Annotated in this window: 12 protein-coding genes; 9 read left to right on the top strand and 3 right to left on the bottom strand. The window is 72.0% G+C overall.

Annotated elements, in window-relative coordinates; translation table 11 throughout:
• Nucleotide 1: 1 nt before the first annotated feature.
• Together HHX31_RS12985 and HHX31_RS12980 are read right to left on the bottom strand one after the other, a co-directional pair.
• The gene (locus tag HHX31_RS12985) at nucleotides 2-1,036 is read right to left on the bottom strand and encodes a glycosyltransferase family 2 protein (protein WP_169948514.1); all 1,035 of its coding nucleotides are present in this window, start codon (nucleotides 1,034-1,036) and stop codon (nucleotides 2-4) included.
• Nucleotides 1,037-1,060: 24 nt separating this feature from the next.
• Nucleotides 1,061-2,068 (bottom strand): glycosyltransferase family 2 protein, encoded by a 1,008-nt coding sequence (locus HHX31_RS12980; RefSeq protein WP_169948513.1) that lies wholly within the window; start codon nucleotides 2,066-2,068, stop codon nucleotides 1,061-1,063.
• Between the two features lie 228 nt (nucleotides 2,069-2,296).
• Here HHX31_RS12980 and HHX31_RS12975 point away from each other — a divergent pair, with 228 nt between their 5' ends.
• From HHX31_RS12975 to HHX31_RS12960, 4 genes are all read left to right on the top strand, one after another.
• Complete coding sequence (locus tag HHX31_RS12975; RefSeq protein WP_169948512.1) at nucleotides 2,297-3,508, top strand: endonuclease/exonuclease/phosphatase family protein; 1,212 nt, start codon at nucleotides 2,297-2,299, stop codon at nucleotides 3,506-3,508.
• A 36-nt stretch (nucleotides 3,509-3,544) separates the two neighbouring features.
• Complete coding sequence (locus tag HHX31_RS12970) at nucleotides 3,545-4,627, top strand: glycosyltransferase family A protein (protein WP_169948511.1); 1,083 nt, start codon at nucleotides 3,545-3,547, stop codon at nucleotides 4,625-4,627.
• A 20-nt stretch (nucleotides 4,628-4,647) separates the two neighbouring features.
• Nucleotides 4,648-5,619, top strand: coding sequence for a lysylphosphatidylglycerol synthase domain-containing protein (locus tag HHX31_RS12965; RefSeq protein ID WP_169948510.1), 972 nt, complete (start codon nucleotides 4,648-4,650; stop codon nucleotides 5,617-5,619).
• Nucleotides 5,620-5,907: 288 nt separating this feature from the next.
• A complete protein-coding gene (locus HHX31_RS12960) occupies nucleotides 5,908-7,056 on the top strand; it encodes a hypothetical protein (RefSeq protein WP_169948509.1) in 1,149 nt (382 codons plus the stop codon).
• Between the two features lie 51 nt (nucleotides 7,057-7,107).
• Here HHX31_RS12960 and HHX31_RS12955 read toward each other — a convergent pair whose 3' ends face one another.
• Entirely contained in the window at nucleotides 7,108-7,737 is a 630-nt protein-coding gene (locus HHX31_RS12955; protein WP_169948508.1) for a TetR family transcriptional regulator, read from the bottom strand.
• A gap of 74 nt (nucleotides 7,738-7,811) precedes the next feature.
• On the opposite strand from HHX31_RS12955, the gene HHX31_RS12950 reads away from it, so the two are divergent.
• The 5 genes from HHX31_RS12950 to HHX31_RS12930 are packed head-to-tail and all read left to right on the top strand — an operon-like array spanning nucleotide 7,812 to nucleotide 15,497.
• A complete protein-coding gene (locus HHX31_RS12950) occupies nucleotides 7,812-9,131 on the top strand; it encodes an MFS transporter (RefSeq protein ID WP_169948507.1) in 1,320 nt (439 codons plus the stop codon).
• Nucleotides 9,121-10,776, top strand: coding sequence for an alpha-amylase family glycosyl hydrolase (locus HHX31_RS12945; protein ID WP_169948506.1), 1,656 nt, complete (start codon nucleotides 9,121-9,123; stop codon nucleotides 10,774-10,776). Before HHX31_RS12950 ends, HHX31_RS12945 begins: the two co-directional genes overlap by 11 nt.
• Nucleotides 10,773-12,791: an alpha-galactosidase gene (locus tag HHX31_RS12940; RefSeq protein ID WP_169948505.1), complete on the top strand. Its 2,019-nt coding sequence runs from the start codon at nucleotides 10,773-10,775 to the stop codon at nucleotides 12,789-12,791. Before HHX31_RS12945 ends, HHX31_RS12940 begins: the two co-directional genes overlap by 4 nt.
• On the top strand, nucleotides 12,781-14,517 hold the full coding sequence (locus HHX31_RS12935) for a glycoside hydrolase family 2 protein (RefSeq protein ID WP_169948504.1): 1,737 nt from the start codon (nucleotides 12,781-12,783) through the stop codon (nucleotides 14,515-14,517). Before HHX31_RS12940 ends, HHX31_RS12935 begins: the two co-directional genes overlap by 11 nt.
• Nucleotides 14,514-15,497: a DUF2804 domain-containing protein gene (locus HHX31_RS12930; RefSeq protein ID WP_169948503.1), complete on the top strand. Its 984-nt coding sequence runs from the start codon at nucleotides 14,514-14,516 to the stop codon at nucleotides 15,495-15,497. Before HHX31_RS12935 ends, HHX31_RS12930 begins: the two co-directional genes overlap by 4 nt.
• Nucleotides 15,498-15,699 lie beyond the last annotated feature (202 nt).

The following is a 15,699-nucleotide window of genomic DNA, read 5'->3' as shown; positions in this document are numbered from 1 at the left end:
GTCACGCCTCCACCGACGCGGAGCGGGCGGGGATGTCGTAGGTGCGCCTGAACCGGCTGGACAGGACGCACTGGGCGACGCCGGCGAACACCGCCACCGCGACGGTGACGTTCACCAGGAAGTGGATCGCGGCGAAGTAGAGGGTGAACCACAGGCCGGCGTAACGCAGGACGAAGCGGTACATGCCGAGGTCCGCGGCGATCGACCCGGCCAGCAGCGCGACCGGCGCGACCAGCCAGACCGGCCCGAGCACCACCGGCAGCGGCGCGCAGAGCACGGCGAACAGGGCGGCGAGCGAGCCCCACCCGCGGCTGCTCTGGGCCGGCCCGCCGTTGAAGTCGGGGCGGCGCAGATAGAGCGGGATGTGCAGGCGGGCGCGGTGGAAGAACTTCGACAGCACCACGCCGAGCCTGTCGTCGTGGTCGTGCCGTCCCCTGATCCGGTTGTCCAGCACGATGCGGTAGCGCTTGGTGGTGACCCGGTGGCCGTACTCGGCGTTCTCGCTGTGCCGCAGCGCGGGGTTGAGCGGGCCCACCTCGTGGAAGACCTCCGTCCGCATGGCGAACAGCGCGGAGTAGATCGTGGTGATCTCACCCTCGTCGCCGGAGATCCAGTAGTGCAACTGGAGGCTGCGGTACCGCTCCACCCGGCTGTCGGGGATCAGCGGCTCAGGGTCGTAGGTGCCGCACACCACTCCCAGCGTGGGGTCGGAGGTGAGCAGGTTCACCGTGTGCTCGACCACGTCCTCGGCCAGGGCGAGGTCGGAGTCGAGGAAGAACAGCACGTCTCCGCGCGCGTACTCCACCCCGAGGTTGCGCGCCGCGGGCGCGCCGATGTTCGTGTCGGTCTCCACGACCCGCACCCCGTGCCTGCGCGCGATCTCCACCGAGTCGTCGGTGCTGCGGTCGTCGACGACGATGACCTCGATGTGCGGATAGGTCTGCCGCTCCAGCGCGCTCAGGCACAGGCCGAGCGTGCGGGCGTAGTTGTAGTTCGGCACGATGACCGAGACCAGTGGGCGTGCCTGTGACGTCATCGGGGTCCTCCTCGCCTCGTCCGTTCAGTCCTGCGCTGCCAGCGCCTGGGCGGGCTTCTCCAGGCGGGAGAGCGCCAGACGCTGGAGCACGCCCACCGCTCCGCCGAGCGCGCCGGTGAAGGTGACGGCGAGGTGCATGCCGGAGAAGTACACGCCGAAGGCGGCGCCCCGCTGCGCGAAGGCGAAGCGATAGGTGCCGGCGTCCAGGGCCGCCGCGGCGGCGACGAGCGCGGGTGACACGAGCGCCCCGGCACGTCCCGCCACGATGGGCAGCGCGAGCGCGGGGACCGCGGCGAGCAGCAGGACGCCGCCGACCGCGCGGGGCACCGAGTCGCCGGGCGTCTCGCCCTGACGCCAGTCGAGCGCGCTGAGACGGGCGCGGCGGAACACCTTGCCCAGGATCATCCGCGCGGTGTGGTCGTGATCCTTCCTGCCGCGGATCGCGTCGCTCAGCTTCACCTGGTGGGACCGCGTCACCCTGATGCGGTAGTCCGAGGAGACCGTCTCGCGCAGCCGGGGATCGAAGGGACCGACCTCGGCGAACACCTTGGCGGGGACCACCAGCACCGACGCGTGCAACTCCAGGGTGGGCCGATGGGCGGGCATCCACCAGCGGTGCATCTGCAGCGCGCGATACTGCGAGGCCAGGCTCTGGGACATCAGCGACTCAGGCCGCAGGATGCCGCCGAGCGCGCCGACCTCCGGGTGGGACTCCAGGATCCGCACCGCGTTCTCCACGGCGTCGGGGTCGAGCGCGATGTCGGCGTCGAGGAAGAAGAGGATCTCTCCCGTGGCGTGCTCGGCGCCGAGGTTGCGCGCGGGGGTCGGGCCGCCGTTGACGCGGGTGCGCACCACCCTGGCGCCCTTCGACTCGGCCACCTGTGCCGCGTCCTCGGTGCCGCAGTCGTCCACCACGATGACCTCGATGTGCGGATAGGTCTGCTCCTTGACCGCGTCGAGGCAGAGCCGCAGTACGTCGGACCTGTTGTAACTGGGGATGATCACAGAGACGAGCGGGTGCTCCTGACTCATGATGTGCTCCAGGGGCCGGAGGTCGTCGGTTCCGAAGAGTGCGTGTCGGACCTCGTGTTCTGACCACGCTAGGCACGGCGGCTTGTCCCAATCTTGTCGCGTACGTCCGGGGCCGGCCGTGGCCGCGATTAACGCGAATAGGGCGGCCGCGGCGTCCGCGTCCGACAAGGATGCGACAAGGAGCGCTCGTTAGGTTCGACGCGGTCCACCCCACCGAGGATGGTGTCGATGAGCGATCGGGACGCCCTGGTCGAGGAGCAGTCCGTCACCGCCGTACCCGAACCCCCGGCAGGCTGGGCGGCACGTGTCCGCCGTTTCGTCCGTCCCCGGCGGCGCTGGTGCTGGGGCACCAAGCTGGTCGTGACCGCCACGGCGGCGTGGCTGGTCTTCCTGGTCGCCCACCTGCTGGCGAGCGGGCGGACGTGGTGGTGGGCGCCGCTCGAACTGATCCCGCCGCTGACGTTCCTGGCGGTCCCCGTGCTGCTGATGGTCGTGGCGCCGCTGGCCAGGCCGGTCCGCTGGCGGATCATGTCGCTGCTGGTGCTCGCCGTGGTGCTCGGCGCCGGACGGAGCGGGGTCAACTACGCCACCCTGTGGCACACCCCGCCGCCCGCGCCCCCCGGAGCCATCAAGGTCGTCGCCTGGAACACCGAGTTCTGGGACCAGGACCTGCGCGGCTCGGGCGGCACCCGGTTCTCGCCCGGCTTCTACGACTATCTCCACAGGCTGGACGCCGACGTCTACCTCCTGACGGAGTACCTCTACATGGACGTGCGCCCTGGGCAGAGCTGGTCGGGTGACATGGCGCTGCGCATCGACAAGCTGGCGGAACTGCGCCGTGAGTTCCCCGGCTACCACGTCTCGGTCTCCGGCGAGCAGATGACGCTCTCGCGGTTCCCCATCACCGGGCACCGCGGCCTCGACCTGCGCCCGTGGCTGCCGGCCGGCCAGAAGGAGATCCCCGACGTCTTCCGGGACTGGCCGGAGGGGTACACGGTCGAGACGCTACGCACCGACATCGACGTGAACGGCACCGTCGTCTCCTTCTACGCCCCGCAGGTCCTCCAGCCGCCCCTCGAGTGGCGCCTGGACCGCGCCGAGTCCCGCGACGTCAACCGGAGCAGGACCCTGCGCCGCGCGGCGAGCTACCACGCCATCAGCGCGGACGTCCGGGCGAACCCCAACCCCGTGGTGCTCGCCGGAGACCTCAACACCTCCCCGGCGATGGGCCTCCGCCGCCTGCTCCCCGAAGGGCTGGTCGACCGGACACCCGCGCTCTCGTCCCTCTACCCGGCGACCTTCACCGCCTACGGCCTCGAGCTGTGGCGGATCGACTGGCTTTACACCACCCCCGACGTGGCGGTGCACGAGTACGAGTTGCCGGACTCCGAGGGGCTGTCCGATCACCGGGCCCAGCGCATGCTCATATCCCTGTCCTGAGCCCCTGCGACGACCTGACCGACGAGAGGAACGGACATGCCTGACGAGCCGATCTGGCGTGATGACGTCGTGGTCATCGTGCCGAACTACAACAAGAGGAAGACCCTGCGCGCCTGCCTCGAGTCGGTGTACGCCCAGACCTACCGCCCGGCCGAGGTCATCGTGGTCGACGACGTCAGCACCGACGGCTCGCTGGAGATAGCGCGGGACTTCCCGTGCACGATCGTCGAGTCGCCACGCAACGGAGGGCCCGCGGTGGCCCGCAACCTCGGGGTGGCGAGGAGCACGGCGCCGCTGCTGTTCTTCGTCGACTCCGACACGGCCCTCGCTCCCGACGCGATCCGCAACGCGGTCCAGGCGTACCGGAGCACCCCGGACTGCGGCATGGTGCAGGGCATCTACGACATCGAGCCGTTGTACGACGACGGCCCGGTCGAGCGCTACCGGGTGCTGTGCGAGCACTACGAGCGCAGCCAGACCACGGCGACGTTCCTGTCCTGCACGCTGATCCCGCGCCACGTCTTCGAGGAGGCGGGACGGCTCGACGAGCGGCTGCGCGACGGCGAGGACTTCGAGTTCGGCACGCGTGTCCCGGCCCGCTACCGGCTCGTGGTGACCACCTCCGTGGTGACGAGGGCCGACGACGAGGACAAGTTCTGGGGGTGCCTCGTGGAGCGGTTCGTCCGGTCCACGACCTTACCGGTGATCATGGTCAGGGCCCGCAGGCTGCGCGACGAGGGGAGGGTGGGCTTCCAGCTCAACATGATCGGGACCGGCCAGCACAAACGCCGCAAGCCGCCCCGAGTCTCGTCCGCCTCCGCGACGGCCACCTTCCTCACCCTGCCGCTCGCGCTCGTCAGCCCCTGGCTGCTGGTCGTGCCCGCGGCGACGCTCGCGGTGTTCCTGGGGATGAACCGCACGTTCATCGGGTTCGCCCGCCGTTATCGGGGCGTCCGCTTCGCGGCGTGGGTCGCCTGGATGCAGCTCTGCTTCCACACCGCGTTCTTCCTCGGCGCCTGCGTGGGGCTCGTACGCGTCGCGTACGAACTGGGCCGCAGACAGGGCGAGCCGGTCAGGGCGGGCATGTCCCCGGTGCCGTCGAGCGGTGCGCCCGAGTGAGGGCGATCAGGCTCCCTCGGGTGCCGCGCCCGGTCCTGCGGGCGCTGGTGGCCGTCTTCGTCCTCGTCGCCGTGGGCGCGATCGTGGTGACGCTGAGCCGGCTGGACTGGGGCGTGGTCGCCGTCCTGTTCACCCGGCGCGACCCGGGGCAGATCGCTCTCCTGCTGGGCGGGTCGCTGCTGACGAGCATGGCCGGGCTGTCGTTCGGGTTCCTCGCCTGGCGTGTCGTGCTGCTGGAGAGCGGCCCCCCGGTGAGCGAGCCACGGGTGGTGCGGATCTTCTTCGTCGGCTTCCTGTCCAAGTATGTGCCGGGCCGAGTGCCCGGCATCATCGCGATCACGAAGGTGGCGACGGCCAACGGCGTCACCTTCGCCCGCTTGATCAGCACGGCCGCGCTCGTCATGAGCCTGGTGCTGCTGAGCGGGTTCACGGTCGGGCTGCTCGCGGGCGTGCAGATGCTGGGCGCCCAGGCGGCGTGGCTCGCGGGCGCCGCCGTGCTGATCGTGCTCGTCCTGGTGCGTCCGCAGATCGTCACCCAGGGCTCCGCGCTGCTGCTGCGACTGCTGCGCCGCCCCTCGGCGGCCAAGGCCGTCTCCGTGCGGGGAGTGCGGCTCGCGGTCGCCTGGCAGAGCCTGTCCTGGGTGGTCACCGGGCTGCACCTGTGGCCCCTCGCCATCGCGATGGGCGCGCCTCCGTCGCGCTCCCTCGCCCTCTGCGTCGGCGCGTTCACGCTCGCCACGACGATCGGCATCGCCAGCGTGATCATCCCCGACGGCATCGGCGTGCGCGAGGCGGTGCTGGCGGCCGCGCTGTCCCTGGTGCTGCCCGCCCCCGCCGCCGCGGTCGTCGCCGTGGCCAGCCGCCTCGTCTCCACCGTCGGCGAGATCCTCCTCGGCGCGGTCGCCCTCGGGACAGCCGAATACCTCATCCGCCGCAGGCCGCGTGGTCTTTCCGGGGTCCAGGCGCTGGACGGCGAGTCCGCCGGGGTCTGAGCCGGCCCGGTGACGGCCTCCGGCCGCTCTCCGCTTTCGGATGACCGAAGAATCTGAAATCAGTCGATCCCCCAGCGACCTGCCGAAAGGCGGCCGGGCCGCTCCTCGGGCGTGGATCGCCCCGAATGGAGTCGGCATATATGGGGAAGGTCTCCTCAATCCCTCGGAAGTGACACGGTTTGGCAACGAATTCGCCGGTCACCACCGTCGGACATCGGGGCAGAGCGCTCCGGTACGACCGCCGCCCGCCGGCGGAGACCATCGGATCGACGATACGGAGGAACGGTGATGCCGACCAACCCCCACCACCCGAAGATCGGGCTGCCGTCCCGGCCGGGTGGGCCACGCCGGCGCATCTCCCCACCCATGATCCTCGCGACCGCGCTCGCGCTGACCGCGGCGGGCGGCGCCGGAGCGTCGGCGGCCTCCGCCGCCACACCCGTCGACCCGCCACCCGAGACGTCGGACCCCGTCGTGACGGCCACCGTGACGATCACGCCGACGGCCGGACCGGCGGAGATCGCCACCGGCTCCCCCGCGAGCCCCGCCGCCGAGGTGCCCCTGGTGGGCCCGTTCCTCGGCGCGCTGCACGGCGAGGTGGTCGTGCCCACCAAGGACAGGTGCGGCACCATCGCCGTCTTCACCCAGACCGGGCAGGCCGTGGCCGTGGCGGAGGACTCCATCACCGTCCGCAGCCAGGACGGCTTCGAGAGGTCGTACGCGATCGCCGACTCCACGAAGGTGTTCACGGGTCGCCGGGGCGGCGAACCCCGGCAGGACGCCTGGGTCTCGGTCGTGGCACCGGCCCTCGCCTCGCAAAGCCCTGCGCCGCCCGCCTCGGAGAGCCCTACGCCACCCGTCCCGCAGAGCCCGGCGCCGCCGGAGAGCGCACCGGCCTCACCGGAGACCACCCCGACACCGGCCGGCAGCGTCCCGGCACCGCCCGATGCCAGCCCGGCACCGCCCGGCGACGTTCCGGCCCCTCCGGGGAGCACGGCTCCGGGCGGCACGCCGACACCGCCGGACGGCGCGGCGCCCCCCGAGACGCCGACGCCGCCCGTCGGCGTGCCCACGGCTCCCGCGGACTCCCCCACTCCTCTTCCGGGCGGGACGGACTCCGTTCCTCCGCAGGTGGAGACGGCGCCCGCCGCCCCTCAGGGGGAGACGGCGACGGCCGCCTACGTCTTCGACCTCTCTCGGCCGGGCAAGCGGGCGTGGTACCACGGCGACAACGCGCCGTACTCCCTGCAGTGGCGCTCGGGCAAGCCCGTCTGGCGCACCCCCAAGCCGTGCCCGACGCCGACGCTGCTCCCCACCGAGCCGCCGGCCGGCACGCCCGAGCCGACCCCGACCCCTACGGAGTCCTCGGTTCCCACCACGGCTCCCAGCCCTGAGCCGGCTCCCACCGACACCCCGACCCCGGCTCCCACGTCCTGACCGGACTCCTGCCGGCCCTCCCCTCCCCCGGGAGGGCCGGCAGGCCTGGCGTCAGCCGGGCGAGGACACGTCGGCGAAGTAGGCCCTCAGAAGCCTGCGCCCCTGCTCGATCATCGCGGGGTCACCCTGCGGCGAGGCGGCGAAGGCGAGCTGCAGCGCGGCCGCGGTGGCCTGGATGGCCAGCCGCGTCACGCGGTAGGGATCGGGCAGCGGCGGCAGCCCCGCCTCGTCCACGGCGAAGTGGTAGAGCCGCTCGGCCAGCACGTCTCCGCCCTCCTGCGCCTCGCCCGGAGGCAGGAAGGTGGGCCCGCCCGGCCGGGTGTCGGCGAAGTCGACCACGGTGTAACCGGGCACGGTCCTGCGCATCTCGACCGTCTCGGCCAGGACGAGCTCGGCCGCGCGCGGCCAGGTGAGCGGGCCCTCCGCGGCCACCCTGCGGCGCAGCCGCACGAGCAGCAGCTCCAGGTTGCGCAGCGCCAGCTCACGCAGCATTCCGGTCTTGCCGTCGAAGAACTGGTAGATGGTGCCGCTCGGCACCTCGGCCCGCCTGGCGACGTCGACGATGGTCAGCGCGTCGAGACCCACCTCGTCGAGAAGGCGGGCACAGGCGTCGAGGATGCGCTCGACCCTGTCGATGCTGCGCTTCTGCACCGGCCGCCGCCGGACGCCGGGATTGTCCACCGATCAGTCTTAACATGACGCCCTGTCATGTTCTAACGTGGCACCCTGTCATGTTCTGAACATCTAGGACGCCCATGGACGAGGTGCGCGGCACGCCCGCCGAACGGGTGACCGCCGGCTGGATGACCCTGCTGGCGCTCGCCCAGATGGGCGTCATCATGGCGATGACCGTCGGCAACCAGATCCTGCTGCCCTCCCACGTGGCGCGCATCGACCCGGCGCACAAGGAGGCGTCGCTGGCGACCGTGTTCGCCGTCGGCGCCGTCTGCACGATCATCGCCAATCCGCTCTTCGGCGCCATGTCCGACCGGACCCGCTCCCGGTTCGGCCGGCGCCGCCCCTGGATCGTGGGGGGAGCGCTGGTCTGCGCCGCGTCCCTGGTGTTCCTCGCCTGGCAGGAGTCGCTGGCCGGGCTGGTCGCGGGCTGGGCGGTGGCCCAACTGGCGTTCACCGCCGCCCTGGCCGCGGCCATCGCCACCGTGCCCGACCAGGTGCCCATTCGTCAGCGGGGCAAGGTGTCCGCGCTGGCGGGGGTGGGCCAGTTGACCGGGCCGCTGCTCGGCGGGGTCGTGGCCACCGTCCTGCTGACCGGCACGAAGGCCGGGTTCCTCGCGATGGCGGCGCTGATCCTGCTGCTCGTGCTGCCCTTCGGCCTGTTCACCCGCGAACCCGTGGAAACCCCGTCCGCCGCCGTCTCCGTCGCGACGCCTGCACCCCCGGCGGCACCCCCGGCCGCACCGGTCGCGGGCCTCGCGCACCCGGCGCCGTTCGACCTGCGGTCCTTCCTGCGCGGCCTGTGGGTGAGCCCGCGCAGGCATCCCGACTTCGCCTGGGCCTGGACGAGCCGGCTCCTGATCACCCTCACGCTCGCGATGGCGATCGGCTATCTGCAGTACTACCTGCGGGACGCGGTCCACTACGAGCGCCTCTTCCCCGGTTCGAGCGTCGAGCAGGGCGTCGTGGTCCTCGTGGCGGTGTTCACGCTGAGCAGCGTCGTGCCGACCCTGCTGGCGGGCTGGCTGTCCGACCGGTACGGCAGCCGCAGGCCCGCGGTCTTCGTCGGCGGCCTCACGATGGCCGCGTCGGGGCTGGTGCTGACGCTCATGACCAGTTGGACCGCCGCGATCGCGGCGTCCGTCCTGCTCGGCGCGGGCTACGGCATGTTCGCCGCCGTCGACCAGGCGATGGTCACCCAGTTGCTGCCCGCTGACGCCGACCGGGCCAAGGACCTCGGCATCGTGAGCCTGGCCAACTCCGCGTCCAACACACTCGGCCCGGTGATCGCGGCGCCCCTGGTCACCTCGGCCGGCGGTTACCCCCTGATGTACGGCGTGGCGGCCGGCTTCGCCGCGCTCGGTGCCTGTCTGATCTGGAGGATCCGCGGTGTCCGCTGACGACCACTCCCCCGGCAGCCCCGCGCGGCCGTACGACCAGGGCGCCTGGTGGCGCGACGCGGTGGTCTACCAGGTGTATCCGCGCAGCTTCGCCGACGCGAACGGCGACGGCGAAGGGGACCTGCCCGGCGTGCTGGCCCGCCTCGGCCACCTGGCCGACCTGGGGGTGGACGCGATCTGGCTGAGCCCCTTCTACCCCTCACCGCTGGCCGACGGCGGCTACGACGTGGCCGACTACTGCGACGTCGATCCCCGGTACGGCACGCTGGCCGACTTCGACGCGCTCGTTGCGGCGGCCGCGGCGAAGAACATCAAGGTGATCGTCGACATCGTCCCCAACCACTGCTCGGCGGAGCATCCGTGGTTCCGCGCGGCGCTGGCCGCCGGTCCGGGCAGCCCCGAGCGGGAGCGGTTCGTCTTCAGGGACGAGCCGAACAACTGGCAGTCCGTGTTCGGCGGCCCGGCCTGGACCCAGGTGCCCGACGAGCAGTGGTACCTCCACCTTTTCGACTCAGGGCAGCCCGACTGGAACTGGCGCCACCCCGATGTGGTCGCCATGTTCGAGCGGGTGCTGCGGTTCTGGCTGGACCGGGGCGTGGCCGGGTTCCGGATCGACGTGGCCAACATGCTGTTCAAGCAGGAGGGCCTGCCCGACGTCGTCCCGGGCAGCCAGGGCGGCCCGCTCAGCCCAGGTCACGCGGCCGTGCCGTACGAGCACCAGCCGGAACTGCTCGACCTCTACCGGTCCTGGCGGAAGATCCTCGACTCCTACTCCGGCGACCGCGGCGCCGCGCCCGTCTGCACCGTGGCGGAGATGTGGTTCGGCCACCCCGACCAGGCCAGGCCCTACCTGAAGGGCGACGGTCTGGCCCAGCTGTTCGGCTTCGGCCTGATGCCCACGCCGTGGTCCGCCGAGGAGTTCCGCACGGTCATCGACACGTCGCACCGTCTCGCGCGCGAGACGGGCGGGTCGATCCCGTGGGTGCTGGGCAACCACGACGTGCCGCGCATGGTGACCAGGTTCGGCGTCGACCAGGACCTGGTCCGCGCGCCCACCCCGGAGGTGCTGCTGGGCCGGATGGACGTCGACGCCGAGCTCGGCGCCCGGCGGGCCCGCGCGGCGGCGCTGCTGCTGCTCGCCCTGCCCGGCGGGGCCTACATCTACCAAGGAGACGAACTGGGCCTGCCGGAACATCTCGCCATTCCGGACGAGGCCCGGCAGGATCCCATGTTCGAGCGCACGCTGCGCACGTTCATGGGCAGGGACGGCTGCCGGGTGCCGCTCCCCTGGTCGGGCGCGACCCCGCCGTACGGGTTCGGAGCCGGCCGCACCTGGCTGCCGCAGCCGGAGGACTGGGCGGCGCTGACCGTCGCCGCGCAGCGGGACGACCCCGGCTCGACGCTGAACCTCTACCGCACCGCGCTCGCCATCCGGCGCGAGCACCCGGCGCTCGGCGACGGCGACCTGACCTGGCTGGACGCGCCCGCCGGGGTGCTGGCCCTCGCCCGCGACCCCGGCTTCACCCTGATGGTGAACTTCGGCGCGGAGCCGGTGCCCCTCGCCTGGCACCACGACGTGCTGCTCGCCAGCGGACCCCTCGACGGCGACCTGCTGCCGCCCGACACCGGAGTGTGGCTGTCATGATCGATTGTCCGGAGCCCGGCTCGTGGCTGCTCACCACCCCGTCCAGCGCGTACGCCGTGCGGCTCGGGCCGGACGGCGCGCCGCGCTGCGCGCACTGGGGGCCGCGGCTCACGCCCGGCCAGGCCCGCGCGCTGCCCGCCGGGCCCGAGGAACTGCCCGTCGAGGGCGGCGACCGGTTCGGCGTGGCGGGCCTGCAGGTCAGGTACGACGACGCCGTACGCGGGGTCGAGTGGCGTCATCTGGGTCATGACATCGAAGGCGACGATGCCGGCGGCGGCCGTCTGACGATCAGGATGGCCGACCGGCACTACCCGCTGGAGATCGACCTTCATTACCTGGTCAGGCCGGACAGCGACGCCGTCGACCGGTGGACGACCCTGCGCAACACGGGCGACGAGGCGATCACGGTGCTGCGCTGCGACTCGGCGGCCTGGGCCGTTCCCGGGCGCGAGGACTACCGGCTGACCCACGTCACCGGCGCGTGGGGCGCGGAGTTCCAGGTCCGGCGTACGGCACTGCCGGTGGCCGAGACGGTGCTGACCAGCCGGCGCGGCCACAGCGGCCACAACGCCAACCCGTGGGTGATGCTCGACGCGGGCGACGCGACCGAGGATCACGGCGAGGTGTGGAGCGCGGCGCTCGCCTGGAGCGGAAGCTGGCGCGTCACCGTCCATCGGGACCACGACGGCCGGGCGGGCTGGAGCGGCGGGTTCGGGCACGAGGGGGTGACCTGGCGGCTCGGGCCCGGCGAATCCCTGGAGACGCCGGTGTTCACCGGGATCTATTCGGCCGAGGGATTCGGCGGGGTGAGTCACCGGTGGCACGACCACGTCCGCCGCCACGTGCTGCCCGCGCCCGTCCGGGTCAGGCCGGTCGTCTACAACTCGTGGGAGGCGACCGAGTTCGACATCTCCCTGACCAGGCAGATGGAGCTGGCCGAGCTCGCCGCGGGCATCGGCGTGGAACTGTTCGTGGTGGACGACGGCTGGTTCGGCGGCCGTACGGGCGAGACGGCCGGCCTGGGCGACTGGTGGCCGAACCCCGACAGGTTCCCCGGCGGCCTCACCCCGCTGATCGACCACGTGAAGCGGCTCGGCATGAGATTCGGCCTGTGGGTGGAGCCCGAGTCGGTCAATCCCGACAGCGAGCTCTACCGCGCCCGCCCCGAGTGGGTGCTTGGCCAGCCGAACCGGCGCGCCACCGAGGTGCGCCACCAGCTCCTGCTCGACTTCTCCAAGGACGAAGTCGCCGAATGGGCCTACGACCGGCTGGACGAGCTGGTGACCCACAACGACATCGCGTTCCTCAAATGGGACATGAATCGGCCGGTCACCGAGGCGGGCGACGACGTGTGGACGCCGTACATCAGGAACGTGTACGCCGTGAAGGACCGGCTGCGCGCGGCCCACCCGCACCTGATGATCGAGGGCTGCGCGAGCGGTGGAGGCCGCGCCGACCTCGGGATGCTCGCCCGCACCGACCAGATCTGGACCTCCGACAACACCGACGCCACCCAGCGGATCGCGATCCAGCACGGCTATGGCCAGGTCTATCCGGCCTGCACGATGGGCAGCTGGGTGACCGACAGCCCCAACGCGCTCACCGGCAGGACGACGCCGCTCGCCTTCCGCTTCCACGTCGCGATGGCCGGCGCGCTCGGCATCGGCGGCGACCTGGGGCGCTGGAGCACCGACGAGCTGGAGCAGGCGAGACAGCTGGTCGAGCAGTACAAGCTGATCCGCCCGGTCGTCCACGAGGGCCGGATGGACCGCCTCGCCGACTGGGCCGTGCAGTACACCCTCGATCCGCACGTCGTGGTGCTCTCCTGGCGGCCGACCGCGCTGGTCCGCGTGACCGCCCCCGTACGGCTGAAGGGCCTGGATCCGGACGGCCTCTACCGGGACGAGGACACCGGGGAGACGCACCACGGCGCGCTGCTGATGAGCCACGGGCTGCCCAGGCCGTGGCCGCTGGACGCCACCAGCGAACTGAAGAGGCTCACCCGTGCCGGATGACCCGCTCCCGGAGTATCCGCGGCCGCAGCTCGTCCGCGACAGCTATCTCAACCTCAACGGCCGCTGGGACTACGCGATCAGGGACTACGCGATCAGGGACTACGCCCCGGAGACGTACGACGGCGAGATCCTCGTGCCGTTCTCGCCGGAGGCGCCGCTGTCCGGGGTGAACCGGCGGCTGCTCCCCGGGCAGACCCTGTGGTACCGGCGCCGGTTCGACCTGCCGGACGACTTCGCCGGCGGGCGGGTGATCCTGCACTTCGGCGCGGTCGACCAGACCTGCCGGGTGTGGGTCAACGACGACGAGGTCGGTGGTCACACCGGCGGCTACCTGCCGTTCTCGTTCGACGTCACCGACGCGCTCCACGACAGCGGCAACATCCTGGTCGTCGCCGTGCGGGACGACACCGGGACCGGATCGCGGGGCAAGCAGCGGCGGCGGCGCGGGGGCATCTGGTACACCGCGCAGTCGGGCATCTGGCAGACGGTCTGGGCCGAGCGCGTGCCCGAGGTCCACGTCGACCGGCTCACGCTGACCCCGCTGCTCGACGACTCCTCCGTGGAGGTGACGGTCCACGCGTCCGGCGGGGAGCCTCGGGAGCCTGGGGAGACTGGGGAGGCTGGGGAGGCGGACGTCGAGATCTCGTCCGGCGGCGAGACGGTCGCGCGGGTCGCGGTTCCGCCTGGGCGGCCGGTGCGCGTCCCCCTGCCCGAGGTGCGCGCCTGGAGCCCCGAAGATCCTCACCTGTACGACGTCACGGTCTCGCTCGGCGCCGACCGCGTGCGGAGCTACTTCGGCATGCGCTCCTTCTCGGTCGGGCCCGACGCCGACGGCGTCCCCCGGTTGCTGCTGAACGGCCGGCCGTACTTCCACGCCGGAGTGCTCGACCAGGGCTACTGGCCGGACGGCCTCTACACGCCGCCGTCGGACCAGGCGATGATCCACGACATCGCCACCATGAAGCGGCTCGGCTTCACCATGCTGCGCAAGCACGTCAAGATCGAGCCGCTGCGCTGGTATCACCACTGCGACCGGCTCGGCATCCTCGTCTGGCAGGACATGGTGAACGGCGGGGAGCCGTACCGTCCCTGGGTCGTCACCGCGCCGGCGATCCTGCCCGCCGTACGGCTGGACGACCGGCGCCACCGCAGGTTCGGCCGGGCCGACGCGGCGGGGCGCGCGGCGTTCGAGGCCGAGACGCGCGCCACGGTCGAGCACCTGCGCAACGTGGTGAGCCTGGCGGTCTGGGTGCCGTTCAACGAGGGCTGGGGCCAGTTCGACGCCGCACGGATCGCCGGGGAGGTCGCCCGGCTCGACCCGACCCGTACGGTCGACCACGCCAGCGGCTGGCACGACCAGCGCGCGGGCGACCTGCGCAGCCTGCACGTCTACTTCCGCCGGTTCCGCCCGCCCCGGCCGGACGGGCGCGTGCTCGTGCTGTCCGAATACGGCGGGTACGGCCTGCCGGTCGAGGGCCACGTCTGGGGCGACAAGGTGTTCGGCTACCGGCGATACCGCTCGGCAGGCGCGCTCGGCGAGGCGTTCGCCCGGCTGCACGAGGAGCAGATCGTCCCGGCCGTCGCACGCGGCCTGAGTGCGACCGTCTACACCCAGTTGTCCGATGTCGAGGACGAGGTCAACGGCCTGCTCACCTACGACAGGGCGGTGCTCAAGCTTCCCGAAGACCTCGTACGCTCGATCATGGAAAGGCTCAGGTTCGCATGACCACGCACGAGCGGGAGATCACCGAGCCGGTCGACCTGTGCCTGCCGGACGGGCGGCTCAACCCCGGCGCTGTCGGCTGGAGCCGGCGTCCGCTGCACCGGGGCAACCTGCGCGGCTGGGGCAGGCGCAAGCGCTGGGAATACTGGGGGATCGTCACCCCCCGCCACATCGTGGGCCTGGTCGCGTCGTCGCTGGACTACGCCGCGGTGAACGGCGTGTACGTGCTCGACCGGGACACCCGTGTGGAGACCGCCAGGGACGTCGTGGTGCCGCTGGCCCGCGGCGCCGTCTTCCCCGACCGCAGCGGCGCCGGCACGGTGTCCGTACGAGGCGGCGGTGTGACGATCGACATCGAGCAGGGCGCTTCCGGCACCGCGATCCGGGCCGTGGCGCCCGGCGTCGAACTCGATCTGCAGGTGCCGCTGCCGGAGGGTCACGAGTCGCTGGGCGTGGTGGTGCCGTGGGGGCCGAACCGGTTCCAGTACACGGTGAAGGACGTCGGCCGCCCGGTGCGCGGGCGGCTGCGGCTGGAGTCGGCCGAGTTCGCCGTCGGCGAGGCGGACTCCTTCGCCGTGCTCGACCACGGCCGCGGGAAGTGGCCGTACTCGATCACGTGGAACTGGGCGGCGGGCAGCGGGCCCGGCCGGGCGATCCAGCTCGGCGGCAAGTGGACCGACGGCACCGGTTCGACGGAGAACGCCCTGTTCGTCGGCGGCCGGCTGCACAAGATCGGCGACCAACTGGAGTGGTCGTACGACCGCGGCGACTGGCTGCGCCCGTGGCGGATCACCGGCCCGCGGGTGGAGGTGGAGTTCCACCCGTTCCACGAGAAGGCGGGCCGCACCGAGCTCGGCCTGGTGGGCAACGAGACGCACCAGTGCTTCGGCCACTTCTCGGGACGGGCCAGGGCCGACGACGGCTCCTGGGTGGACCTCGACGGCCTCACCGGCTGGGCCGAGGAGGCCCGCAACCGCTGGTGATCGGGTGGAGAAAGCCTGGGCTCCGGCGGTTCCGTCGCCGGAGCCCGTGTCCTGCTCTGCGGAACTAACGCGTCCGAGTTCTGAAAGCGCTCACCGGCGAGTCCGTGCGCGAGCGCTCGCGCTCGGAGCATCTCTCATATGAGCCGACGCCACGCCTCTCATGGACATCGCCACCCGGGTCGTTCATTTCCGCAGGCCGTCA

Origin of the sequence: Microbispora sp. H11081 (assembly GCF_012999535.1) — a bacterium.
In the GTDB taxonomy this organism is placed as follows: Bacteria; Actinomycetota; Actinomycetes; order Streptosporangiales; family Streptosporangiaceae; genus Microbispora.
Note: the sequence above shows the minus strand (reverse complement) of the source record. Positions and strands in the feature narration are given on the sequence as shown.

Excerpts from the sequence above, each read along its gene's own strand:
- HHX31_RS12950 (WP_169948507.1), top strand. The coding sequence starts at position 7,812 with ATGGACGAGGTGCGCGGCACGCCCGCCGAACGGGTGACCGCCGGCTGG.
- HHX31_RS12930 (WP_169948503.1), top strand. The coding sequence starts at position 14,514 with ATGACCACGCACGAGCGGGAGATCACCGAGCCGGTCGACCTGTGCCTG.
- HHX31_RS12960 (WP_169948509.1), top strand. The coding sequence starts at position 5,908 with ATGCCGACCAACCCCCACCACCCGAAGATCGGGCTGCCGTCCCGGCCG.
- HHX31_RS12940 (WP_169948505.1), top strand. The coding sequence starts at position 10,773 with ATGATCGATTGTCCGGAGCCCGGCTCGTGGCTGCTCACCACCCCGTCC.
- HHX31_RS12980 (WP_169948513.1), bottom strand. The coding sequence starts at position 2,068 with ATGAGTCAGGAGCACCCGCTCGTCTCTGTGATCATCCCCAGTTACAAC.
- HHX31_RS12975 (WP_169948512.1), top strand. The coding sequence starts at position 2,297 with ATGAGCGATCGGGACGCCCTGGTCGAGGAGCAGTCCGTCACCGCCGTA.
- HHX31_RS12970 (WP_169948511.1), top strand. The coding sequence starts at position 3,545 with ATGCCTGACGAGCCGATCTGGCGTGATGACGTCGTGGTCATCGTGCCG.
- HHX31_RS12985 (WP_169948514.1), bottom strand. The coding sequence starts at position 1,036 with ATGACGTCACAGGCACGCCCACTGGTCTCGGTCATCGTGCCGAACTAC.